The 24,704-nt window shown below is 49.2% G+C and carries 17 protein-coding genes; 1 reads left to right on the top strand and 16 read right to left on the bottom strand.

Going from position 1 to position 24,704, the window contains the following annotated elements:
* From M4D81_RS05860 to M4D81_RS05905, 10 genes are all read right to left on the bottom strand, one after another.
* Positions 1 to 531, bottom strand: coding sequence for a DUF1854 domain-containing protein (locus tag M4D81_RS05860; RefSeq protein WP_260065109.1), 531 nt, complete (start codon positions 529 to 531; stop codon positions 1 to 3).
* A gap of 7 nt (positions 532 to 538) precedes the next feature.
* A complete protein-coding gene (locus M4D81_RS05865; protein ID WP_260065006.1) occupies positions 539 to 2,752 on the bottom strand; it encodes an ABC transporter ATP-binding protein in 2,214 nt (737 codons plus the stop codon).
* Between the two features lie 404 nt (positions 2,753 to 3,156).
* Complete coding sequence (locus M4D81_RS05870) at positions 3,157 to 5,436, bottom strand: glycoside hydrolase family 3 protein (protein ID WP_260065008.1); 2,280 nt, start codon at positions 5,434 to 5,436, stop codon at positions 3,157 to 3,159.
* 45 nt (positions 5,437 to 5,481) lie between these two features.
* Positions 5,482 to 6,810, bottom strand: a complete 1,329-nt coding sequence (locus tag M4D81_RS05875; RefSeq protein WP_260065010.1) for an MFS transporter — start codon at positions 6,808 to 6,810, stop codon at positions 5,482 to 5,484.
* A 175-nt stretch (positions 6,811 to 6,985) separates the two neighbouring features.
* Positions 6,986 to 9,514 carry a GH39 family glycosyl hydrolase gene (locus tag M4D81_RS05880; protein WP_260065011.1) on the bottom strand — a complete coding sequence of 843 codons (2,529 nt, stop codon included), beginning with the start codon at positions 9,512 to 9,514 and terminating at the stop codon, positions 6,986 to 6,988.
* Positions 9,515 to 9,705: 191 nt separating this feature from the next.
* The gene (locus M4D81_RS05885) at positions 9,706 to 10,482 is read right to left on the bottom strand and encodes a histidine phosphatase family protein (RefSeq protein ID WP_260065013.1); all 777 of its coding nucleotides are present in this window, start codon (positions 10,480 to 10,482) and stop codon (positions 9,706 to 9,708) included.
* A 267-nt stretch (positions 10,483 to 10,749) separates the two neighbouring features.
* On the bottom strand, positions 10,750 to 11,769 hold the full coding sequence (locus M4D81_RS05890; RefSeq protein ID WP_260065014.1) for a Gfo/Idh/MocA family protein: 1,020 nt from the start codon (positions 11,767 to 11,769) through the stop codon (positions 10,750 to 10,752).
* A 319-nt stretch (positions 11,770 to 12,088) separates the two neighbouring features.
* A complete protein-coding gene (locus M4D81_RS05895) occupies positions 12,089 to 14,416 on the bottom strand; it encodes an ABC transporter permease (protein ID WP_260065110.1) in 2,328 nt (775 codons plus the stop codon).
* Complete coding sequence (locus tag M4D81_RS05900; RefSeq protein ID WP_311200610.1) at positions 14,416 to 15,120, bottom strand: ABC transporter ATP-binding protein; 705 nt, start codon at positions 15,118 to 15,120, stop codon at positions 14,416 to 14,418. The genes M4D81_RS05895 and M4D81_RS05900 overlap by 1 nt, the downstream gene beginning before the upstream one ends.
* A 346-nt stretch (positions 15,121 to 15,466) precedes the next feature.
* The gene (locus M4D81_RS05905) at positions 15,467 to 15,916 is read right to left on the bottom strand and encodes an Lrp/AsnC family transcriptional regulator (RefSeq protein WP_220686453.1); all 450 of its coding nucleotides are present in this window, start codon (positions 15,914 to 15,916) and stop codon (positions 15,467 to 15,469) included.
* Positions 15,917 to 16,103: 187 nt separating this feature from the next.
* On the opposite strand from M4D81_RS05905, the gene M4D81_RS05910 reads away from it, so the two are divergent.
* Positions 16,104 to 16,865 carry an MBL fold metallo-hydrolase gene (locus M4D81_RS05910; RefSeq protein ID WP_260065017.1) on the top strand — a complete coding sequence of 254 codons (762 nt, stop codon included), beginning with the start codon at positions 16,104 to 16,106 and terminating at the stop codon, positions 16,863 to 16,865.
* A 291-nt stretch (positions 16,866 to 17,156) separates the two neighbouring features.
* Here the strand turns inward: M4D81_RS05910 and M4D81_RS05915 are convergent, their stop codons facing one another.
* From M4D81_RS05915 to M4D81_RS05940, 6 genes are all read right to left on the bottom strand, one after another.
* Positions 17,157 to 18,332 carry a DUF4317 domain-containing protein gene (locus tag M4D81_RS05915; RefSeq protein WP_071221414.1) on the bottom strand — a complete coding sequence of 392 codons (1,176 nt, stop codon included), beginning with the start codon at positions 18,330 to 18,332 and terminating at the stop codon, positions 17,157 to 17,159.
* Positions 18,333 to 18,824: 492 nt separating this feature from the next.
* The gene (locus M4D81_RS05920; protein WP_260065019.1) at positions 18,825 to 20,402 is read right to left on the bottom strand and encodes a hydantoinase/oxoprolinase family protein; all 1,578 of its coding nucleotides are present in this window, start codon (positions 20,400 to 20,402) and stop codon (positions 18,825 to 18,827) included.
* Positions 20,399 to 21,514, bottom strand: a complete 1,116-nt coding sequence (locus tag M4D81_RS05925) for an S-methyl thiohydantoin desulfurase family protein (protein ID WP_260065021.1) — start codon at positions 21,512 to 21,514, stop codon at positions 20,399 to 20,401. The genes M4D81_RS05920 and M4D81_RS05925 overlap by 4 nt, the downstream gene beginning before the upstream one ends.
* 4 nt (positions 21,515 to 21,518) lie before the next feature.
* A complete protein-coding gene (locus M4D81_RS05930; protein WP_260065023.1) occupies positions 21,519 to 22,808 on the bottom strand; it encodes a cytosine permease in 1,290 nt (429 codons plus the stop codon).
* A gap of 39 nt (positions 22,809 to 22,847) precedes the next feature.
* Positions 22,848 to 23,429 carry a TetR/AcrR family transcriptional regulator gene (locus M4D81_RS05935; RefSeq protein ID WP_260065113.1) on the bottom strand — a complete coding sequence of 194 codons (582 nt, stop codon included), beginning with the start codon at positions 23,427 to 23,429 and terminating at the stop codon, positions 22,848 to 22,850.
* Between the two features lie 216 nt (positions 23,430 to 23,645).
* Complete coding sequence (locus M4D81_RS05940; RefSeq protein WP_260065024.1) at positions 23,646 to 24,455, bottom strand: AAA family ATPase; 810 nt, start codon at positions 24,453 to 24,455, stop codon at positions 23,646 to 23,648.
* Positions 24,456 to 24,704: the final 249 nt, after the last annotated feature.

Consider the following 24,704-nt stretch of genomic DNA (forward strand, 5'->3'; position numbering starts at 1 on the left):
CTATATATACATTTCCACCAGTCGATATTCCTTTTCGCTTAGATGCTTGATATCCTCGATGACGAATCGGTTCCCATACACATCGATAATTAATAGTTTGCGATCTGTCACGAGCTTCACATTCCCTCCGCCGCTACGAACCGTAAACCGAACACTCCCGGAAACGGTTTCGGTCTCCCAGTAGGAGTACCCGAATTCTTCTTTAATTCCGATCAGTTTCGTTATCTCAGGAGCAAAATATCTCATTTTTATTTGCTCCTCCAGCAGGCTAACGGTATTCTTCGGGAAATCTTCATCCAAAGACTTGATGATGCCAATCTCTTTATTTTCACTTGTGCGAACCGATATATATTCTCTTCTATTGGTGTGTGGGAAGGAGCAGTGCAAATATACCGCCGGATATTTCTCATCATTCACTTGAACCATAAGCATTTGGCCTTCTGTTTTTGTAAACACTGTGTTATCAGCCGTTAAATAATTCATGCTCGCTGCGACAGACAAATCGGATTGATTAGGTACCGTGATTTGCATCAAAAGATTAACCCACCCTTCTCATGCTCAGCGCTTCATCATGCTTTTGTACTAAGCCATGGTATACGCCTTTTATCGTCATTAATTGATCATGCGTTCCCTCTTCAACGACCTTGCCTCCATCCATAACCAGTAAATAATCCGCATTTCTTAATGTGGACAACCGATGCGCAATCGCTATCGTCGTTCTACCTTGAATTAACGTTTCAAGTGCTTCTTGAATTTGAAGTTCCGTCTCCGTATCCAGTGACGCGGTTGCTTCATCCAGGATTAAAATTTTCGGATTATGCAGCACCGCTCGTGCGATGGATATTCTTTGCTTTTCTCCACCAGATAAAATATGACCTCCAGTACCTACGATCGTGTCATAGCCATCAGGCAGCTTTTCAATGAAATCATGCGCATTCGCAATTCGAGCAGCGTTAATGATGTCATCCATCGAGCATTCAGGATCAGCGTAAGCAATATTCTCGGCGATTGTTCCCATGAACACATATAGTTCTTGCGACACAATCCCGATGTTTTTACGCATCGTATCGATTTTGAGATCTTTCACGTTAACTCCGTCAATCACGATTTCACCATCTGTAACATCATATAAGCGAGAAATCAGATTCACGAGTGTGGATTTACCGGCACCCGAATGTCCCACGACACCGATCATCTGTCCAGGTTTTGCATGCATTGACACATCTTTCAGGATCAGCTTGTTCGGCTCATAACCGAAGGTAACATGGGAGAGACGAATATCGCCATTCAATTGCTCCATATGAACCGCATCCTCCTTTTCGACAACATCGGAGACGGAATCCTGTATTTCAAAAATGCGCTGCGCCGCACTCATACAACTGGACCACCAATTGACAATGTTATTCATAAACTGCAGTGGACCGTACAGCATGTAGATATAACTTACAAAAGTCATGATTTCACCGAACGAGATACTGCCCTGCATCACCCTCCAACCACCAAAAGCCCAGATTAAGATGCCCCCGAATTGAGTTACGATCGTTAATATCGGGAAGATGGTACTGCTCATCAGGTTAAAGGACTGTTCCGATTCAGAGTAGGAAGTATTTGCCCTCTGGAAACGCTCAAGCTCTTGACGTTCTTTCCCGAACGCTTTCACAATTCGCGTACCTTGTATCGTATCGCTGATCATGGCGTTGAGCATGCTCACACGTCGATGTCTCCGCCAAGACAACCGCCAAAGCTTAGGGAACACCCATCGTATCAGCAGCAAGACAAATGGAATCGGGATGAAGCAGATCAATGTGAGTTTCCAGTCCATAATCAGCATAATGGTTGTAATACCGACGATATTCATGGCATTGACGATAAAGTACGAAATGCCATCCACGAAAAAATACTGCAATTCTTGCGCATCATTGCTAACCCTGGTCATGAGCTGACCGGTTTGTTTTTTCTGAAAAAAACTAAGCGATAACCGCTGCATCGCAGCGAACACGCTTGCCTTCAAATCAAATACGACATTCGCCGCCAATCTGGCATTTATCATGCTAAATAGGACCCCGAACAATAAGGAAATCGTTCGAAAAACGAAAATGAGCAGGATCACGAGACCAATTCGTCCAGCGAAGTCTCCGGTATTCCCAAGTGCTTGATCGAACAAGACCGTACCTTGCAGATAAGGTATGGCAAGACCTGTAGCGGAATTGAGCAGCATAAATAAAACAATGAAAAACATCAGAAGTTTATACTGTCCAGCAAATCTTAGAAGCCTAAAGAAGATGGCATGTTTCTTCATACATTTCGGACAAATGGGCCTGCCTTCTTCGGGAAATCGCATTCCGCACTTTGGACAAGTGGTGTTCTCCTGACGATCTTCTACATCTTCATCGCTAATGTCTTCGTTCTTCTTAAGCTTTGTAAAGATCGAGACAAACTTGGCCGCACTCCCCATCTCTCTATTTGTAAATGCTGCTACTACCCTCTCCTCTTTCTCTTTTAAAACAATGATACCGGAGGCGACTAAATTGACAGTGAATGCGGTTTCAATGCTGTCGATATTCATGGACTCTACATTCGCCTCATCCCCTTGAAATGACACAACAAACAATCTTTCCTTACTTAGAATCAAGTACGTGTTTGCGTAACCTTCGCCATCTATACTTCGATCACATAACATCCAGTAGATAACATCATATGGTTTATAAGGTTCTATCGCGGTAATCACATTTGGTGGTAAACTCTTGATCATGGGCTCCCCTTTCATCATTCGATAAATCCATAATTTTGGAGTATTCTTTGTTTGAATGTTTACTCATATCTCCTTACATAGGACTCCCTTATCTATAGAAGTAATCCTTGAATTAGAACCTAAAAAGGTATTTATCCCCTGTAAATATTTTATCAACTACGATGTGAAGATAGTGTGTGTTCTTAGGTAAAGTGTTGTTTTGAGGGTACACCCAGATAAGCAAAAATGAAAGTAACCTTTTACGTCTCGCCACTTCAACCTCCATGATGAATTCCAGTAATTGTACTTTTCCGTTGATGTCAATTCTGGTTTGAATTCCTCAAACTCCCTAAACACAAAGAAGCTGCCCCAAAAGCCATCATCATGGCAATGGAACAGCTCCTCTCTTATTTAGGTTAAAAATATCAGCTTCTACGGTATTTCATCGTTCGCTCATCCTCGATCACGCCGCTCCAGTTCATCCCGAAGGCAAAGTCATATACATGATGCTCCGAATCGACATGGCATTCCATATCGTGCGCGACATCTTCCAGCTGCTCTTCGACGGTTCGCATATGGGCGGGCATTTGCATCGGCAGCAGCCCGGACGGCTCGGCTGCTCCCGTCAATACATCCATCATCGCCTGATTCTGAACGCCGAAGTTCGCCAGGATGGCGTCCACTTCCGCTTCAAATTCCGAAACAACCGTGGGATTGCTCAACAGCATCGAGACGATGACGGGTTTGCCCTTCATTTTTTCCTTCGTCTCCAGTACCATATCTAAGTCCGTCGTATTATGCGGGATGACGGTTTTTCCTCTATAAGAACGGTTCCGCGGTTCATTCCCGTGTTCATCGCCGGCCAGGCTAACTTCACGAGCATGTTCCGCCGTATACGGCTTGTATTGCAGGCTGATCGGCACATAACCGTTCCAGCCCTGCTCCTCATCCTCTTGGCTGTAGCCGGTACCGGACTTCGGTGATGTGATAAAGACAAGGGCGAATTCCGCTTCGTCCGGATTGTCGGTTACTTCGAAATATTTCGAGACGACCTCCAGGTTGGCCGGATAATCGTAGCTCTCCGGCGTCGGATTGCCGAACCAGTCTTTCCCCGGCGGGAGAAAACGTTTGGGGATGTATACTTTGCTCTTCGCACGAAGCGGAAGGACCCCGTTTTTGTTTTTGAGCATGACAATCGATTTAAGCTGCGCTTCATAACCTTCCCGCATATATTCGGGGTTCCCAACCAGCTTGACGCTCTCCTGTGGATCGAGGTACGGATTTTCAAATAAACCGAGGCGGAACATATTTTTCAGCAGCCGGACGGCCGATTGCTCGAACCGTTCCCGCATATAGGCTTCACCGTGTTCGCGAACCCCCAGCTTGTAAGCCTCCAACACCGGCTCGATCTCATTATTGCCGCCGAATTGGTCAACCCCGGCCATCAGCAGCTTGTAATGGCGCTCGGCCACGGTCAAATCCTCCACGCCCCATGGTTTTCCGCTCAGAAAAGAATCCCTGGGGCCGGAGACGTCGGCCGTGATCATCCAGTCCGTGCATACAACGCCGTCATATCCGTATTTCCCGCGCAGCAAATCCCGAATCAGGTACGAATTATAGGAGTTGCCGACATTTTCGCCGTTTACGGTGTCCTGACCGGAGGAGATCGTGTAATACGGCATGACGGCTGACGCCTTCCCTGTTTTGCCGTCCAGCTTGAATGCCCCGTCAATAAATGGCACCAAATGCTCGTCAAAGTTGTTTCCCGGATACACCGCATACTTCCCACAGCTGTAATGGGCGTCCCTGCCGGCTTCGCCCGATCCTCCTCCCGGCCAATGCTTCACCATCGCATTGACGCTGTCATATCCCCAACCGTCCGCGATTTCCCGTTCGCCTTCGGAAGCCTGGAAGCCGTCGACATAAGCGCGAGCCATATCGGCAGCAAGCTTCGAATCTTCGCCAAACGTGCCGTTATACCGGAACCAGCGCGGCTCCGTGGCGATATCGATTTGCGGAGACAGGGCGGTTGCTAGCCCTAACGCGCGATATTCCCGGGAAGCGATCCTCCCGAACTCCTTCGTGATCTCGGGATCGAAGGTCGCGGCCAAGCCCAGCGTCTCGGGCCACATGGAGATATGACCTCCCGCACCCGCGTTGAATTCGGAGCTTGAATCCGAAGCGTGGCGGGGATCGGAGCTGTTGTTCGCCGGAATACCGAGACCGGTACCCTCAGCAAACGCCTGTATTTTGTTGTTCCAGCGCGCTGCGACTTCCGGGCTTTCTACCGTGGTCACAAGCACGTGCCGCACATGGTCTTTGACCAAAAATGCGATCTGCTCATCGGTCAGTTCCCAAGACTTCGCTCCGCTCTCCTCATACGTTTTCCCGCCGTACGTGCCTGAAAACCAGCCATTACTAAGCGCGGGAATCGACTGATGGCGGCTGTACAGCATCAGGCCGGCCATTTGCTCGACCGTCATTTTCGACGCCAGGTCTTTCGCCCGTTCCTCCGGCGACAACCGCCAGTCTTCATATTTGTCCAGCTTGCCGTCACGGCTTAAATCTTTGAAGAACAAGCCGTCCTGCTCGATGATACCAACGCCCGATTCCTGACTGTAGCCCAAAGTCGGGCCGCCGGGATTTTTTACATATTGAACGGTTTCTTCTGTCTTATTGATCGTATCTAGAGTATGGTTTTTCATGTTCTCTCTCTCCCCGATTCTCTTTATTTTAATCCGAGTTTACCTTCAGTTCATAGTTGCAGGCGCAAGGCTGCTGTCAACAGCTTCGGTTCCGTTATCCGTAGCTACCGGTTCGCCTACTTCCGGCAGCGGCTTGATGGATACCATGCCGATTGCCGTGAATATGGCAAGGACGAGGTAGAAGAACGTCCAACTGCCAATTCCAATCGACGTGCCTGCGCTTAACAGAAGCGGTGCAATCGCCGGAACAATCGATTGCGGCAAGGCGTTTGCCACGTTCATAATGCCAAAGTCTTTGGCCGAGTCTTCTTTCCGCGGCAGAATGCGCGCAACCAAAGCCATATCGACGGCGGAAAAACAGCCGAATCCAAGACCAAGCACCGCGGATGCGATGACATAAGCCAAATAATGAGGAACAAACGCAAATATCAGTACGGCAATCACCATAATGAATGCAGACACATACAAGAACGGTTTCTGCTTCCGGAATTTATCCGATAACACCCCGCCGAAAATACTGGTCAACGACATGGCAATCGTGGAAATAATGTTCACGCTAGCCACGCTGGCCGTAGCTTGGGCTTCCGTGTAACCCATCCGGTTAACGAGCATCACCGTGAGGTAAAGGCTGCTGCAATACCCCATCATCATGAGAAATTTCGAAGCGACCGCCCAAGAAAACGCCGGGAACCGCCGCGGACTAGGGTAAATTTTGCTCAGTTTCTCTCTGAGCGGCACGACCGTGTTATTCTCGCTGATAATTTCCACTTTTCCTTCTTGAATGAGAAACAAGCTGATGATCGGACCCACGATGCCGATCGCGGCGATAAGCGTCCATTTCGCGGCCGAGGAGACATCCGTCAACAATGTCATCAATACCATCCCGACGACGATCCCGAGCGGTAAGGACATGCCGAGCAGACCGGAAATCGTGCCTTGTTTTTCTTCTTTCACCTGATCGGGAATAAGCGCCGTATACGCCGCCATCCCAAAGTTGAAGAACAGCTGCGCAACCGCCCATCCTACGATGATGAGCCATAGCGAGGATGTCCAGCCAATCATGAGGAGCGCGGCGCTGCCGACCAAGGGCCCGAGCAAAATCCAGGTGCGCCGGCGTCCAAATTTATTGATCGTCCGATCGCTGATCGCTCCGCCCAAAGGGTTACCGATCAAGGCGAAGAAAGCGCCGATACCGGCCACGAGCCCATAAGACGACGTATATCCATCCGGATCGATCTCGATCATCTTAAATGTCAACAACAGTGTCGCCGGTGTCATGAGTGCGACCATCATCAGGCCGTAGCCCAACATCACGCCGAAAGTCAATCGGCCAAAAGGGGTTTTGACCTGTCCTTTTACTTTAGCTCCAGCCATTTATATAACCTCCCATTATCTTGAAAACGATTACAATCAAATTATAAAAGAAACCGCCTTCATGAAGACAGGCGGTTGTTTATAGACTTATAGGGTAATTCTTAACCTCATTATGAAAGCGTTTTAAAACCACCTTTCCGAAATGCTTAAAAATTGACACAACGTACAATACCGCTCATACCATAGGCGTTAATTCAATCAGCTGCACCTCATGCGGTTTCAAGGTGGAGCCAATCACCGTCCCGTTCTCCACATTCAAGACTTGGACCTGTCTTAACGGGGAGCTCTGCTTCAGATAAGCGATATCCTCAGCCGTCAATGATTCCGGTGCCCCCATTTCCACCCATTTGTCGTAGCTGCTGCCGTGCTTGCGGGTGATCGTTTGGGTAACCATGCGGTACGCGCCCTGAGGTAACCCGCCAAGCGCGATATCGATTTTTAAGATTTTCTCTTCCTTGAATCCGTTATACCTGTGCGTTTCATCAATAAACGAAGTGTCGCCGAGAGCGTAAAGATCATCATAATGAACGTAATTATACGTCATGATTTGAATGGTATCTCCCCGGGCAGCCACGATATATCCGTCCCCGCTTGCAATCAGCGTCTCCCCCAGCTTGCCCAACAGCCGGTACGCATGCATGGCGGGCTTCGGGATCCCATATTGGGCGATGAGCCCAAGCCCTCCGTGAAACAAACGCGGTGACGGGAACGTCTCCTCGATGTTGTCGCTCAGCACCCAGTAACCAAATCCGTCGATGGCATCCAGATTATCGAGGATGTTTTTGGCGATATAAGCGGCCTTGTATAAGGTATCGTTCGTCAATTCTCGGTGATAGGCGGTCGAATTCCATTCCGTCATATATACCTCGCGGCCGGATAACCCCTGATCGGTTAACAGCTGCAGCTCGATCGCAAGTCTTTCCCTAAGAAAATCGGGATTCGGCGAAATCCCTCCGAATTTCTCCAGCAGCTTCCGGTACAGATCTTCATCCAGCTTGAGTTCCGCTTCTTCCTGTTGTATTCGTTTTTCGATTTCTTCATGCGGATAAAAATGCAGCGGAATGAAGTCGGGAAGACAATCGTTCTTCCGGCAAAACGCGAAAAAATTCGTCGCCGTGTCCGGCGAAGTCACGGTGATGATCCGGCCGGGCGCGCCGATCTTCAGTCCTTCGGATAGCCGTTTGAAGGTTCTGTAGGTGGCCAGGTACAGCTCATGATATTCCTGTTCGGATCCGGGCCAAAATACGTTTAATTCCGGTTCGTTCCAGAACTCGAATCTCCAGCTCTCGACCTCCGCCGCACCGTAACGGTTCATGCAGTGGCGAAGGAAGCTGTCGATAAGTCCGCACCATTTATCCAGCGACTTCGGCGGGCTCGTAAAGCTGGCTCTGTAGAACACCGTCTTCCCGGGATCGGATGCCAGCGCGGAGGGCATAAATCCCAGCTCCACGAACGGCTTCAAGCCAATCAACAGCATAAAATCGAACAGCTGGTCCACCAGCCTGAAATTGTAGCGCGGCCGCCCTTCCTCGTCTTCATCATATACCATCATCCCGTCGTCAAAGATCCCGTGAAAGCGTAAATACCGAAACGGACAATTTTGCTGGACATAGATCAGCTGTTGTTGTACGTCGGCATGCAGCCCTTCCTGCGCTTTCCCAATCGTGATGAGATTTTTCCATGTATGCTTCAGTTTTCTTCCCGGAGCGGCCGCGTTCACCTCATAGGTCTTCGTTTCGATTGCCTGGATCGTTTCAACCTCCAACGATTCGGTCCGCCGCAAATACTGACGGATGATCCCCAGTGCGCTGGATTGATTAAACTGAAGATAATTCGAAGAGATGTCTTGCTTTTTGGCTTCCGTCTCCCGGTCAGGTCGATACTGTTTACGGTATTCATGAGGGGTCATACGGTATTTGTTTTTGAACGCCGTGTAAAACGATTTGGCATTGGGAAATCCGTGGCTTAACGCCAGATCAGCAATCGGGAGGTCTTCATAACGAAGCAGCTCCTCCACCGCGTTCTTCAACCGGATGCTTGTCAGATAGGATTGGAAATTAAGCCCGATATTTTCGCTGAAAAATTTGGACAGATAAGGTACGGACAAAAATTCTTGTTTGGCGATCGATTGCAGGGTGATCGGCTCATTATAATGCTCGTCGATATAATTGATAATACGGAGCATGCGCTCCATATATTTCTCGTTCATCGCGCCGCCGGTTTCGGAGGATTTGAACTGTTTAATGAGCATGGAAAATACCGCCAGCATGCGGATGCCCATATCCAGCTCGTAAGCCTCTCCTTTTTTCTGCTTCAGCTCGACCATCTCTGCCAGCATCTGGCGGATTCGGTTCAACCCGCTTTTCTGTTCCGGCCGGACCGTGGAAGAATTGCACTCAAAGCGGATGTCCTCAATGCCTTTAATGTTTTCCTTCAAAAACACCATTGGAATCAGGAACGTGGCGATAATGTTCATGTCCAGCCCAATGACCTCATGGACATGGCTTGAATTGATCACAAATACATCGCCTTCGGTTATCGTGTGCTGCTCCGTTCCGACGGTGACTTCCAGATTGCCGGACAGCACGAATATGATCTCCACGCTGTTATGCCAATGGCTCGGCACGTAATTTACCCGGTGCAGCGATACATCAAACGGCAGATCGTCCGCTGTCTCCACCAATTCAAAGATGGACGTTTTCAAAGATGTCCCCCCAGACAAAGATTGCGTATCTTTTTGTACTATCGTCCATTATACAAAATAGTATGCTTCAATATTTGAGCGCATGGTACAGAATGGCGGCAAGATCCCAAATCTCCAATCAAAACAAAATTACCCTGATCGAAGTCTAAAGACCGCGACTAGGGCATCTTGTTGTATTGTAATTTATCGTTTTATTCTGCTTTTTCGCCTTTTTCGGCGTAACTCATATCACCTACGGATTCGATCTTGTACGTTCCGTCCTTGTAAATAATCTTCGTTACACTCGCATTTTCCAGACCCGCGGGGGGAACTTGGCTAGGGTCAATCGTTTGAAGGAGAGCGCTAATCGATAAGCCATGAGAAACGACAAGCACGTTGCCGCCGCCGTTTTCGGTTGTTTCTTCGCTGATTTCATCCAAAGCCGTTCTCAAGCGAGTGGAGATCGCTTCCCAATCCTCAGCCTGTCCGGTCTCGTCCGAGGCGGCAATCGTGTCAGCAATTTTCCCCATATCAGACTTCATATCCAGCTGTTTCATATCGGTAATCCCTAAACCCTGCAAAATCACGTTCCACATATTCGCGTTCAGGTCCCCTTCGTACTTGCCGAAATTCCATTCCCGCAGATTCTTGTCGGTCGTAAGCTTCACATCTGTTTGTCCGCTCTCTTCAAGGACGAGGTTCGCCGTTTCAATCGCCCGACCGCTGTCACTACTATATGCGGCAGCGAATGGAATCCCCTTCAATCCTCTTCCGAGCTGTCTGGCAACCGTGACACCGGGCTCCGTCAGCGGCGAATCGGCCCAGCCTTGCACGCGGTCGCTTGTGTTCAGCATTGTTTTTCCATGCCTTGTAATATACAAAGTAACCGTGTTGTCCTTGCTTGCAGCCTGATCCGAGCCGCACGCCGCCAATGAAATGATAAGAGATAAAAGAACGGCAAGAAAAAGCACATTTCTAAGTTTACCCATACCCTATTCCCCCTAAGTAATATCTTTTTCAAGTGGAAGGAAGCTTAACGTCGGAAATACAAACATGTCGGAAAGCGCTTCCAAATATAATTATAAAAAGAAACGCCGTCTCCCGGAGAGACAGCGGTTTATCGTTTTTTGCGTCATCAATTAATTAAAAATTTCAATATTATTTACTTGTTCCAGGATAAGAGGTTAAATAATTACCCATACCATCTTTTCATTCCATCACACCCTAGGGTAGGGCCCACTCACGAACACCATGGATCACCTCAGCTTGATGCCTTGTCCCATCAATTGCGGCCTTACATCCACCAACCCCTCACCCGGCTTACGCAGAGCTTCCAAAACAACCTGTGCGTTATACCCGTCATGGAAATCATAGATCTGGCCGGGCTCTCCATTTAGAATCTGAATGATTTGCTTCAGGATCGGCAGCGGGCTGACGACATCATCCACAGGTACAGGCTGCAGATCGGTATCCTTGCCGCTTAGGTATAAGTTGCACCAGTTCTCCAATGCCAAGGTTCCTTCCTTACCGTGAACCACCAGGGAGACACGCTCCTCCCCTTCCCGTTGGTCGGTTCCCCGCAGGCGAATCTCGATATCATTATGTAATCTCAGAACCGCCTGGACTCGGCTTTCGGACTGATTCGAATCCGGCGGAAACTCGATCTCGCTCTTCACATGCGTAATCGGCCCGAACACCTGCTGGATCATCTGGATCCAGTGAATGCCAACCTCCAACAAGTATCCGCCCTGCTGCCTTGACGTGATCCAAGGATTCTGCTGCCAAGCCCTCGGCCACTGTGGAAACTCCAGGTACAGATACATGCTTTGGATCTTGCCGATCGCCTGATCCTCAAGCAATTTCTGCAGCTTCAGAACGGCCGGATCGAGCGGAAGCGAGAAATGAACCGCATGGAGCACGTTGGACTCCTCAGCCAGCTCTACCAGACTCCGGGCTTCAGCCAAGCTGTTGGCCAGCGGCTTCTCGCAGAAGACGTGGACACCTTTCTCAAATGCGATCCGGGCCACGTCATAATGCAGGGAGGGCGGAACCGCGATATACACCAGGTCAAGCGGCACCTCGAACAGCAGTTGGCGATAGTCGGTGTACAGCCTTGGATGAATACCTGCTTCTGCGACTTCCCGGTGCAGACTGGATTCATCACTGTCGCAAATGGCGACCAACTCGATCTTTTCCGTATATTGGGGCAGTAAGCGGTGAATCATATGCCGGCCCATATGCCCTAAGCCGATGACGGCCATTTTTTGTTTCATCATCCTGTTCTCCTATTCCATTCGCGATTGAATTTTGCCATCACATACACGTCCCCTATTATAGATCAAGGGGCTGCAGCCCGTACACTTGGATTACCGAAAAAAAACAGCAAAAAGGCTGCCCGAAATGGGCAGCCTTTGAACTTGTCATCATCGCGGATCGATCCCCCGCCCTTGCGGCACTTCAAACAGCAGGTTAGCGATCATCTCATGATATGCCGCATGTTCTCAGCATGGTACTCCTCGAACTGCACCACAGCATCTGCATCGCTAGCAGATACTCCTTCATACAGGTACTCTGTACTATTTGCGGGTATCCATTTCACTCCACACCCTTCAACGACTCGATCATATGAATCCGCGTCACTTTTTTCCGAAGTATGAGGTTGGAGAGGAGGGTCAGGATGAACGCCAGCACAACCGATGCCAGCATAATCACAAGGTTTAATTGATCCGGAATTTGCTGATGCGTACTCGAAAGTGCGCTGATGATAATGGAATAGACATAGCCGCTGATCGGCAGAGCGACAATGACTGCAAAAGCGGTTAACAGCATGTTCTCAGAGAAGATCAATCGGTTAATTTTACGTTTGGGATAACCTAATACCTTCAGGGTGGCCAGCTCACGATTCCTTTCATAAATGTTGATGGAAGAGATCGTGTAGATGGCGCCGAAGGACAGAATGACGGCGCAGATGATAAACATGATGAAGATAAAACTGTTTTGCTTCAGCATATATTGCGCTGATTTCTTGAGGTCGTCCTTATCGGCAATGGCCTCCACCTGAGGGTCCTGTTCAAAGAAGCTGCGAACGCCCTCCAGATCGGCAGCGCTATGGACGCTCACTAACAGCGAGGTGGGATCGTAGTCGATACCCAAGCTCTTCATATAACCCGGTGTGCTGTAGAACGACGGATTCGAGTATTGTGTAGAGATGTCCAGAACCTTCATATCGACAATGGTTTGGTTAAGCTCCGGTGCTGTGAATTGAAGCTGGATCGTATCCCCTTCAGCAATATGATACTGATCCGCGTAAGATTTCGGTACCAGCACGCCATGATCTTCTAACGATAGCCGGTTGCCATGTTCATCATAAAAGCGAATCAGCTCATTATCCTGCTCCGTAACCACCAGCGCAGCGTTTTCTTTGTTTTCTCCTTGGATGAATTCCACAGGGTAGGTGGACAACCCATAATGGTCTGCAATGCCAGAGGGTAGTGCTGCCGGATCCGGGAACGATCCCATCGCATAATCGATTCGTAAATCATACGTATTTACCTCTTCAATCTGGCCAGCTACCTTGAGCAGGGCCGTCTGCGTGCCAAAAGCCGTGATCAACAAAACCGTACTGACCACAACGCCAACGGAGCTCGCGAATGCTTTTTGTTTATTTAAGAAGATATTTCTTAGAATAATCTTGTTGCTGTAGGACAGCCGACTCCAAATCCCTGGAACTTTCTCGATGAGCAGCTTCTTCATCTTCTTCGGCGGTTTCGGACGCATCGCCTGGGCAGCACGTTCTTGCAAAATCGCTCTGCCGCTGAAATAGCAGGACAGCATGCCAAAAACACTAGAGCAGATCATCGGAGGTAGGAGTGTAAAAAACGAAAGGGTGAACGTCAGGTCGGGCAGGGAGTAGGATCTTCCAATTGACGTTGTAATGAGTGGAATGAACAGGGCGGCGGCGATGGCATAGCCCAAGATGGAGCCGATGACGCCTGCCAGCACGGGGTAGCCCATGTAATGGAGCATGATGCTTCTTTTTTTCACCCCTAATGCCTTCATAATGCCCACTTGATTGCGCTGTGAATCTATAATCCTCGACATGATCAGAAACAGAATCACCGCTTCGATCAAAAAGAGAACGATTGGGATCACCCTGCTCATCAGCTTATTATTATGAATCGTTTGCTGGGTCTGGGAATAGTTGAAGGTTCGTTCTTTACTGACCTGGCTTATATAAGGGAGGGACTGGGAATGTGCTTCAATGGCCTGGCCTAACTGGTCCATATCGTAACCGTCCTTGGCGTCAATCAGGATCTCATTGTAGAACATACCGCCTGCAATTTCAGGAATGGTCTCTTCGGGGATATAAGCGATTCCATAAGCTTGATGGTCCTGGGTTTCGTTCTTCTTGGCATGCTCCACATTCTCATTCAGGCCGCTAATCGTGAACGTCATGTCCTTGTCATTCACACGGAGGCTGATGGAATCACCGACACTATAATGATGCGCCTCGGCATAGTGGGAGTCCAATAGGATCTCATTCGGCCCTGCTGGCATCCAGCCCTCCATCATCCTGGATGTGTTGATTGCATTCGGTACGGGGATCGAGTGCACCGTTAAAATAGCTTTATCATCTTCAAAAGCCTGTTCGGCCTGGACGGTATAACGCCCTTCGATATGTTGAATGCCTTCAATGCCTCCTAAATCGGCCACATCCTCTGCGGAAATTTGACTGTAATAGACGTTCAAGTCGCTTAGATTATGTTCTTGAAAATACCCCTTCGTATAGCCGCTAAGATTGTCGCTCAATGTGACCAGTCCCGTGTAGAAAAAGGCTCCCACCGCGATTACCAAAACTATGGCTATGAATTGTCCTACCGACTGTTTCATGTCCCTTAATAATTTCAACGCTAAAATCTTCATCACCACTCGATCCCTTCAACGCTTTGTTTGTGATCATTGATCGTGATGCTCTCGATCTTCCCGCTCTTGACGCGGATCACTTTATCCGCCATCGGCGCGATGGCCGAATTATGGGTGACCAGCACGACGCATGTCTTCGTTTCCTGGTTCAAATCTTGAAGAAGCTTTAAGACCGATTTCCCTGTCACATAATCCAAAGCACCGGTGGGTTCGTCACAGAGGAGAAGCGCGGGGTTCTTGGCAACCGCTCTTGCGATTGCAACTCTTTGCTGTTCGCCGCCAGAGAGCTGGAAAGGGAAGTTCTTCAAACGATCCGTTAGTCCAACCTTATGTAAAATATCACGGGCGTCCAGATGGTTCTTACATACCTCTGTCGCAAATTCCACGTTCTCCAGCGCATTCAAATTCGGAATCAGGTTATAGAATTGAAATACGAAGCCAACCTGCTCGCCGCGGTATTCGGTTAATCTCTTCTCGCTCCATCCGGTAATCTCTTGATCTCCAACAATCACTTGCCCCGAGGTAGCCGTATCCATCCCGCCGAGAATGTTCAAAATCGTGCTTTTCCCCGCCCCGCTGGCCCCCAGAATCACGACGAATTCCCCCTCCCGGATCGAAAAATCAACCCCCGCAAGGGCTTGAATCGTTACTTCGCCGATTGGATAGGCCTTGGTTACGTTTTTGAATTCGATTAACGTTGTCACTTCGTACATCTCCCCACACAGAAAATTTCCGGAATTGGGCTGCCCGCCATTCTCGGTCTCTTGTAAAGAAACTACCGTTTCTCACTAACCGCTAGTTTCATTCTATATCCATCATAACTAGCCTCATGGATATTTCTTCCTGCAGCCGATGTATTTACGTATCGGTCTTCAGAAGGATCTTTGTCGCCGCTTCTCCCTTTTGGAATCATGAACACAAAAAGAGTCATATAGGTAAACAACACCTACATGACTCTTATACTTCCTATCTGAAATTGCAACACAATCCTTTTATTCTCTGTAGTAAGCGTAAAGCCTTCGATGACGGCATCCTCGAATGAAGCTTTTGCTATTCATTTGGTGCGGCGGTCAACGTACTGCGTTGTTTGATTTTTTGTATGGACAGATTCAAGCTGTAATTCCCATAATCGAGAAGTTTATTAAGAAAAAGGTTCAGCTGATCTTGGGATGAAACTTTTATCGTTAAATGGTAACAGCCTTCTCCCGAGATTCGATGTGCTTCAACTATCTCATTTTGATCCATTATAAAACGAATAAACGAATCGTGATTGGCTGTTTTCATATGAATGATAACAAATGCTGTATAAGCAAGCCCTAATTTCATTTCATCGATGATTAGGGAATAGGCTGTAATTACACCGCTCTCCTCAAGTTTTTTGATACGATTGCCTACTGCTTGTCCAGTCATATGAATTTGTTTCCCTAAGTCTTTCCATTGAATCCTAGAATTTTCGGTTAGTAACCGAAGGATCTGATAATCCGTTTGATCAAGTTGCATACCATAATCCTTTCACCGTGAAATGATTTCATGTAAAAGCGTTTCATCAAAGCATCGATTAAATTCAAGATGTCATTTATCATTTTACTATACAACAACCCTTATCCCAAAGTTGACAAAGGGAACCCGTATTGGTTACCTGGCCGTTGAGTAAACTATATCCAAATCAAAAAAGGAGTCTATTGCCATGAAAATACAACTCATTCGAAATGCGACACTTGTTGTCCAATATGCAGGGAAGAAGTTTTTAATCGACCCTTTTTTGGGAGAAAAAGATTCGTATCCGCCTTTCCCTAATTCGTTACGCCAAGATCAAAACAATCCTTTGGTTGGCTTGCCAACCTCGGTTGACCATATTATCAGCAACTTAGATGCTGTGATAGTCACTCATCTACATTTAGACCATTGGGACGATACGGCTAAAGAGGCGCTGCCAAAAGATATTAAAATGTTTGTACAAAACGAAGAAGACGCAGCAGAAGTCAGAAACGCCGGTTTTCAAAATGTAGAAGTGCTGCAAGAAAATTCAGCCTTTGGAGATATTCGATTAGTTAAAACTAAAGGCGAACACGGCAGAGGAGAAATATTACAACTTGCCGGACATGTGTGCGGTGTTGTCTTTAAGCACCCAAGCGAGAAAACATTGTATATTGCTGGAGATACGGTTTGGTATGAAGCTGTTGGGGAAGCAATCGAAACACACAAACCGGAAATCATTGTTGTAAATGGAGGAGATAATCAATTCCTTCAAGGCGGATCTCTAGTAATGGGGAAAGAGGATATCTACCAGGTTTATAAAGCCGCCCCTGAGGCGAAAATTATATCTGTCCATATGGAAGCAGTTAATCATTGGACATTATCAAGGGAAGAATTAAATATCTTTACTAACGAAAAAGGAATCTCCTCTAATGTTTTGATCCCAAATGACGGGGAATCCTACACGTTTTAATGTATCGATGGATTAAAGCCAAAGTTCCTACAAGACCCTAATAGCCTCTAGGGTCTTTTTCCTTGCCAAAACATGCTTTTAAATAACCACAAATACGGGTTCAGGCATTATGGTCTTTATCGCCGCTTCTCCCGCAGCATGCTTAACACAAAAAGAGCCATATAGGTTAACAACTCCTACATGACTCTTATGCCTCCCATCCGAAATTGCAACACGAGCCTCTTTTACTCATGGTATACCTATATATTCTCAGGTTTCCACACCGCGCCGAAGCTTGTACGATGAACGAGTCTATAAAAGCGTCTCTGAAGCTAGCGTAAACCCTTCAATCGCAACATCCTCGTCGACTTCAATCATGATGCAGCGTTTACCTTGGAAATTCACCTGTTTGACATACCTTAAATCCTGCGGGCTAATCGAAATCGTAGCTACCTTGGTTTCGATCTTAATGGATTTGGAAGTATACTTCGGCATGACGCTGGTTGCTTTCATCTCATAGTTCTTGTTGTCCACGATGGTTTCGAATGCCCGCTCCACCTTCTCGGTTGTCACGTCCTCTACGCCGCTTGCGTTCAGTACGCGCTCCAGATCTTTATAATCCAGCTTCGGAGGTTCTTCCTCCTTCGTCTCTTCGTTAATTTCGATCACCCGGTTAATTTCCTCGTACACCTGAGCAATGGTGGCTGAATCGAGCTGTTCGCCGGCCACTTCCTTGACGATATCCTCGAAGATCGCTCGCTCTTCTAGTGCCGTCACGGATCTTTCCCCGTTCAAGACCTGTTCGACAAAATGCGGATCCGGAAAATTCGATTTTCCCGTACAATACAAAATACGATTCACATCGGAATAATTGTCCGTCACGCTAGGGTACAGGAATCCTTGCTCCGGCGTGCTTAACTTGATAATCGGATCTACGATGACATTGTACTTGAACTCCCGCTCCACATAATCGAACAAGAGCGTCTTCCGTTGTTTCTCCGTAGAATTCACGCTGCATAAAATGAATGGATGGGCGAACACCTCGTTCTTCTCGCTCTCTTCCGCTTCATCGTTTCTCGCCTTGGTCGGCAAATAATACTGTCCCCGAACGAACGTGACTACCATATCCCGCTCATATTGGGTATCCTTCAGCATTCGATCCACCAGCATCAGCATCAAGTCCTGCCATTCTTCCGGATCACCCGACACGAGAGCTTGGTGAAGCATGACCTGCGCAGGTTCCTCCGCTGCTTCCTGAAACCTCAATTCGAACAATTTTTGATCCAGTTCGCCGGTCAGCAGTTTTTTGAAATTCCCCATGTATAACTCTTGCTTCTCCCGATCCACCAGCTCGAACGGCAGGCGCTCCCAGTGGTAGATTTCATTCGTTTCCTTTGTAATATAGACATTGAGAATATCGTAAATATTCATTAAATCGTGATCCAGCTTAAATTGCTTGCGTATATTGGCGACTTCTTTTTTGTTCATATCCGATTCGGCAGCTCCTTCAATATAATCTGGCTTATCTAGTATAAATTATTGATCGTAAATTGGTAAGCGATCTTGCGGATTGCCTTGCTGCGCCTTGGGTCCATTCTCCTGCGGCCCTGAGCCTCTATTGTTGCATATTTGAATACCCGAGTCGAGGACATTTCCTTGAATAACATCTGACTTCATTGTGTGTATTTACCTTTTTCCGGACACGCAGAATTATGGAAAATATCAAAAAAGGAAGATAAGCGGGTTGATTATCGCTCTAAGGGTGGTTCCCTGCTTTTCTTGCATCAAGTTCATCAGGGGAGTCATGCTCTCGGAATAAAAAAATGGCGATACGGGTTCGTTCCGTATCACCATTTCATGTTTCATGTTACTCAGTTCGCACGCCGTTGCCGCCGAGCACCGATATACGAACGCTCGCTAGCTATGCACACACTTCGCATGTGGCCGCAAAAGTGCCGAACAATGCGCATGCCTAACACGTTACAGCTTACCCGCAGCTTTCACCTTCACGAGCAGCGCATTGCCCGGCAAATACGCAATCGGAATGTCCTCGACGGACACGATCTGTACGGTCTCCGGATTCGCGCCAGCTGCCGTTGCCTCGTTCATGGCGCTCTCCTTCGCATCGCGGATAACGTCGTCATAGCTCCAGTCGTCCAGCGAATAGATCCTCTCGGACTCGCCGCTAACCTCTCCCAGCGCTGCGCCGATTGCGTTCGCCGCATCATAGTTGTCCGGCCGGATGATTCGGCTTGCCCCTGCCAGCGTATCCGGTACCAACAAACTGCCGCCGCCGACCAGAATGACATCGACCGGGTCGGCACTCGTTTTCATCCGGTCTATGGCATCCTCCAGAATCTGCTGCATGACGGCATCCACCTTACCGCATACAGCTTCGTCCACGGCATCCGCGTTGGTGCCCGGCCATACGGCACGGCCCAGCTTTACGGCTACGTCCGTCGTCGTCAGTGTATCTCCGCCAAAGATGCGGGCCCGTGTCGTCAGCTTGTAGCCCACGCTGTCCGGGCCAACCGTCACGCCGCCTGCGTCGTCCAGCCGGACGATTGTGCCGCCGCCGAGGCCAATGGACAAAATGTCCGGCATCCGGAAATTCGTGCGAATGCCGCCGATATCCACCGCTGCCGACGACTGGCGCGGGAAGCCTTGCACGAGCACCCCGATATCCGTCGTCGTGCCGCCGATGTCGACGACCAGCGCGTCGCTCAGCCCGGACAAATGCGCCGCGCCCCGAATCGAATTCGTCGGTCCGCATGCAATCGTCAGAATCGGGTAGCGGAGCGCATATTCGCTCTTCATCAACGTGCCGTCATTCTGGCAAATGTACAGCTGGGCATGGATGCCGAAGCCGTTCAGCGCTTCCTCGAAGCCGCGCACCACGCCCGCAATGACTTGCAGCAGCGCCGCATTCAGCACGGAGGCATTCTCACGCTCCAGCAATCCGATGCTGCCAATCTCGCTGGAGTAGGTAACCGGCATGTCCGAACCCAACACCTCGCGCACGATGTCTCCAACGCGCTTCTCCTGCTCACGATTCACAGGAGCAAATACGCCGCATATCGCCACAGCGTCGACTTCGCCGCTCATCCGGCGGCACAGTTCGGCGATCTCCTCTTCATCCAGATTGGCGATCTTGCGGCCGTCATACTCGTAACCGCCAGAGGCGACATAGCTATGCGGCCCAACTGCCGCGCGCAGCGATTCGTCCCAGCCGGCCAGCGGAGGAACGGCTGTTGTTGCCGGAGCGCCGATGCGAATCAGGCCGACCCGGCCAAGATGCTTGCGCTCCACGATGGCATTGGTGCAATGCGTGGTGCCGAGCATCGCATAGCGAATGTCTGCTCCATTCACGCCGCTTTCGTGCAGCAGCCGGCGAACGGCCTCCACAATGCCTTCATTCACGTCAGCAGTCGTGTGGACCTTCACCTTGTGCACGCAGCGCAAGTCGGAGTCCAGCAGGGCGGCGTCCGTATTCGTTCCCCCTACGTCAATCCCAATACGGTAAACCTGGTTTGTGTCAGTCGTAGTTACCTGGGTCATTTCGCCGCACCTCCTTTCGAAACCAACGTCTCGATCGGCACATAATCAAAGTCATAACCGAAGTATCTCGGCCCGGCCGTCTCGATGCCTTTCGGCGTGCGCCATTTATCATCGCACGGCAAACCTGCTGCCGTCACCCGGGCACCATACTTCAAGTTCTCCGTCGTTACCGGCATACCCGTATCCTGATCCAACAGCGTAATCAAGTCAGGCGTAATGGCGAGCGGTTGATCGTCAACGGTGGCGAGCAGGAACTCATTCTGGAAAAACAGCCGCATCGTTTTTCCCTTGTTCTCGCCGGTACCTTCAAATACGGCTTCGCCGCGCGTAAAGCCGCCGTCCATGCGGCGACGGATATCCACGGCCTTGCCATGGAACAAGGCATGGCCATTCAGCTTCGCGAGCAATTCGCGCACAGGGTTCAGCTTCTGCTGCTTCGCTTCGAACAGCGTCCGCCCGATCTCATAGGCGAGCGTCAGCGTGCCGCCGATCGCGCTCTGCTTCACCTGCGTGCCGGATACCGGATAATCGCAGATGGAGGCAGAACCCCCCATCTCCACCGTCAGCGCACGCGCCATCCGTTCCTCCCACACGCCGTCAATCGTATGCATCAGCGCGCTGTTGCCGCGCTCGTCCGCCATCGCCACCGGGCTGCACGGGATGCCTTCCAGATGGAACGTCACCATCTGCGATTCGGGAAACGCACGCCCCATCGCATCGGCATCGACGAGCGGAATTCCGCGCTGTGCCGCCGCAATGACCGGAACGAGCGAGTTGCCGCCGCCGACCTCGATCGGCATAACGGCATCCACCTTGCGGCCCAGCTCTTTTTCCATCAAATCAAGCGGTTTGGTCAGCTGTTCAGCCGAAGGAATTTTCTCCAGCATCACCGTCGGTGCTCCGATCATCGATACCGGCACGATAAGCCCTTCATCGTCCAGCTCTTCGAGCTGGGCGACTCGAACCGGGCCAAACGTGCGGATCGCCTCCATAGCCATCAATTTTCCGACATGCGGATCTCCACCGCCGCCCGTGCCAAGCACCGCAGCTCCGATCGCGATATATTCAATGGCCTGTTCATCCAATGTGGTTAATCTGGTTGCCTTGTTCATGCTTTCATCCCTTCTTTACTACCCATTTGCCTATGATTGCTTGTACGATAAATGCCATCAAGAAGCTGTCCAGCGCCGGAACCTGCGTCACCTGGAACCATCCAAGCCCATCCGGGGCCATCGTTGTTATGAACCCGAAGAACGTGGCTATGACCCATACGACGATGGAGCGGGGAATCCAGCTCCGATTGCTGTCCAGCCCGTCAAACGAGAATCTATTTTTGTTCACCAACAAATACTCAGCCGTATAAATGCCTCCCAGCGGTGCGACTAGCATCGTAATGTACGTCAGGAACGTCATAAAACGGTCATAAATGCCAAAGCAAGCAAGTGCCGTCGCAATGAGACCTGCGATAATCGTGATCACGGATTTAGGCACCCGTTTGAAGACGACGGAGAAGCCCAGCCCCGCGGAATATAAATTGTTCGTATTGGTCGTCCATTGTGCCAGCGTCAGCACGATGATCGCCGGAATACCGAGTCCAAGCGTCAGAAGAATGCCCGTCAGATCGTCGGAATCCATCGTACGCGACAGAAAGATTGCAATAATGGTCATGAAGCTGTTGCCGACAAAGAAACCGATAAATGCTGCGGTAACGGCATGTTTTGGCGTTTTGGCCCAGCGCGCGATGTCAGGGGACAGCGCCGTTCCAAGGATAAAGATACCGATAACCAGCGAAATCGCCGTCCCCATTGGCACAGCCTCACCCTCGAACGGTGCCCAGACGGTGCTTCCGCCTTCCCCGTTAAGCGCCATGACCAGCGCGATAATGATAAATACGACGAGCAGCGGTACCGACCAGACGCTTAGTTTTTCAATCGCCCTGTAGCCCCAGATCGCCGTGGACATCATCAGAAGTCCGCCAATGATCGACAGTACCCAGAGCGACCAATGCCAACCCCATAGCTCGCTTAACGCCGTCTGGAAGTTGGAAGCGAAGAAGCCGACCTGAACGCCGAACCAGCCCAGCGATGAAATGCCGAGAATGACCGAGACGATTAACGCCCCTTTGTTCCCAAACAGAAATCGGCTGATCATGGCCGTCGACAGGCCCGTTTTGGCTCCCACATAGGCGCAGACAGCCCCGATCATGCCCAATATGGCTGAACCAACGATGACCGCCGTAAGCGAGTCGCCGATGCTCATGCCCGCGCCGAGCTGCGCACCCAGAAACATCGCAGACAAGTCAATGCCGATCGCAATCCAGACGAATGCCATCGAGAGCCATGATTTGCGCAAATGCTGGGGTACGGGCTCCCGTTCGTAATCTTCTATTTTCGTATCGTTGCTCATGTTCCACCCTCTTCTTTCTGTAAAATCTTGTTGATTGCCTTAAGCTTCGACGGATCTCCAGAACATCTCAAAGGCATGTTTCAGTTTCCGTTCGAACAGCTCCGGCGATTTATAATAGTAATATTGCATGCCCAGCCCGTCCATCAAGGTGAGGTACGAATCCACCAGCGTCTCCATCGGGACGATAGCCAATTCGCCGCGATCCAGACCTTCCTGCATGATCTCGACGATAATGCTGCTCAACAGCGTATCGAAACGCCCAAACGCCTCCTGCATCCGATCCTTTAGGAAATCCGGCGGGAAGATTAAGTACCGGAAAGCAAATGCGGCAAGCTCCCGCTTGTCCCGGTGGAAATCGTATTGGCGAAGCAGCAGCGCATGCAGTTTTTTCTCCGTACTCATTCCTTTGCTGGTTTCTGCCATCGCTTGGATATATTCGTTATAGGCACTCATCGATTCTTCGAAGACCGTCATGAACAGATCTTCCTTGCTCTCAAAAAAGGCATAGATTGCCGGTGTCTTGACGCCGACCTCCTTCGCGATTTCCGATAATGCCGTTCCGTCGTAGCCCTTCTGTCCGAATAACCTCAGCGCAGCTTCTTTCAGCTTCGTTCTGGTCATGTTCATCCCCTTTTCTCCATTTTAATTAACGTTAATTAAGTAGATTATACAACTTTCTGCATAAAAATCAATCTATTTGATGTCTCTGCCAAATGCTCTTCCAATCTTTATACGTTCGGCATCCAAGCGGGACAATGTACTGAGATGGATAAACTGCCCATACCAAAAAGAGATATCCTTACTCGAAGGATACCTCTTCTGGAAACTTGAACCTATTCATTCAAACAATCTTTGATGTTTATGAAAAAATCGGTAAAAGAATTGGACATTGTCCAGCTCAAACCATTCTGCCGTTTGCAAAATTTTGGCATCGAGATTGTAGATCTTCGCATGAAGCGTGCCCAGAACAAAGGGAGAGTGAGTCGCAATAATAAATTGACTGTCAAAATAACGCGCGAGATCGTTCATTTGCTCGGCCAGCTTGATTTGATTCGCCGGAGAAAGTGACGTTTCCGGTTCATCCAATAAATACAGTTTCCCGGGAAGCAAATATTCCTCGAAAAACTGCATCGAGCTTTCCCCGTTCGAATACTTCTCCTGAGCGAATTGAATGATATCCATCTTCTTCTTGAATTCATACGACTGCTCCAGCTCTTCTACCTCGGCCTTGCTCTTTCCCTGAACGAGCTGCTCATGCAGCAGCCCCTCGCGAAGCACGCTTTCCTGCTGTATCTTCTTGATTTCATACAATAGATCCTCTGACTTGATGTACCGGCTCCCGTCGGGAAGCTTATATATGGGACGCTCCTGTTCATCATGCCCGAGCTGGTAGCTGCTCTCCTCGATAAACCGCTGCGCGTACACGTTGTGACCATAACTTGTCATTCGCTCAGCGCCCACGATTCCCAATTTGTTGGCGATCAGATTCAGCAAGGTGGACTTGCCGGAGCCGTTACTGCCGTATAATACCGTAATTCGATCAAACAGCAGAACTTCCCCTGCCATGTGCCTGAACACATGATCTGGATATATATTCGGATTGCTGGAAATGTAAGGGGAGAGTTTGAAGTTACTTAAATATTGCATCGCCCTTGCTCACCTCTCGGAAAATGAATTAATGCGGTTTAATATTCATACCCCGCAACCTTCAGCAAAGAAAGCTGGAAGCATATAACTTCTTCATAAGCGAAGGCTTCTCCTGTTCGATTCAACATTTCTAGGCCGACTTAGCCTATGGAATGGTCTTTAGCAGCTTGCTTGAAGTATAGAAGAAGTTAGGCATACCTATCAAATGTCTTGAACTACATCAAATGTCACATCCTGATTCGAGGTTTC

Origin of the sequence: Paenibacillus sp. p3-SID867, assembly GCF_025142895.1 — a bacterium.
Classification (GTDB): Bacteria; Bacillota; Bacilli; order Paenibacillales; family Paenibacillaceae; genus Paenibacillus_AQ.

Coding starts and splice junctions, on each gene's coding strand:
- M4D81_RS05860 (WP_260065109.1), bottom strand. CDS start 531: ATGCAAATCACGGTACCTAATCAATCCGATTTGTCTGTCGCAGCGAGC.
- M4D81_RS05865 (WP_260065006.1), bottom strand. CDS start 2,752: ATGATCAAGAGTTTACCACCAAATGTGATTACCGCGATAGAACCTTAT.
- M4D81_RS05870 (WP_260065008.1), bottom strand. CDS start 5,436: ATGAAAAACCATACTCTAGATACGATCAATAAGACAGAAGAAACCGTT.
- M4D81_RS05875 (WP_260065010.1), bottom strand. CDS start 6,810: ATGGCTGGAGCTAAAGTAAAAGGACAGGTCAAAACCCCTTTTGGCCGA.
- M4D81_RS05885 (WP_260065013.1), bottom strand. CDS start 10,482: ATGGGTAAACTTAGAAATGTGCTTTTTCTTGCCGTTCTTTTATCTCTT.
- M4D81_RS05890 (WP_260065014.1), bottom strand. CDS start 11,769: ATGATGAAACAAAAAATGGCCGTCATCGGCTTAGGGCATATGGGCCGG.
- M4D81_RS05895 (WP_260065110.1), bottom strand. CDS start 14,416: ATGAAGATTTTAGCGTTGAAATTATTAAGGGACATGAAACAGTCGGTA.
- M4D81_RS05905 (WP_220686453.1), bottom strand. CDS start 15,916: ATGCAACTTGATCAAACGGATTATCAGATCCTTCGGTTACTAACCGAA.
- M4D81_RS05910 (WP_260065017.1), top strand. CDS start 16,104: ATGAAAATACAACTCATTCGAAATGCGACACTTGTTGTCCAATATGCA.
- M4D81_RS05915 (WP_071221414.1), bottom strand. CDS start 18,332: ATGAACAAAAAAGAAGTCGCCAATATACGCAAGCAATTTAAGCTGGAT.
- M4D81_RS05920 (WP_260065019.1), bottom strand. CDS start 20,402: ATGACCCAGGTAACTACGACTGACACAAACCAGGTTTACCGTATTGGG.
- M4D81_RS05925 (WP_260065021.1), bottom strand. CDS start 21,514: ATGAACAAGGCAACCAGATTAACCACATTGGATGAACAGGCCATTGAA.
- M4D81_RS05930 (WP_260065023.1), bottom strand. CDS start 22,808: ATGAGCAACGATACGAAAATAGAAGATTACGAACGGGAGCCCGTACCC.
- M4D81_RS05935 (WP_260065113.1), bottom strand. CDS start 23,429: ATGACCAGAACGAAGCTGAAAGAAGCTGCGCTGAGGTTATTCGGACAG.
- M4D81_RS05940 (WP_260065024.1), bottom strand. CDS start 24,455: ATGCAATATTTAAGTAACTTCAAACTCTCCCCTTACATTTCCAGCAAT.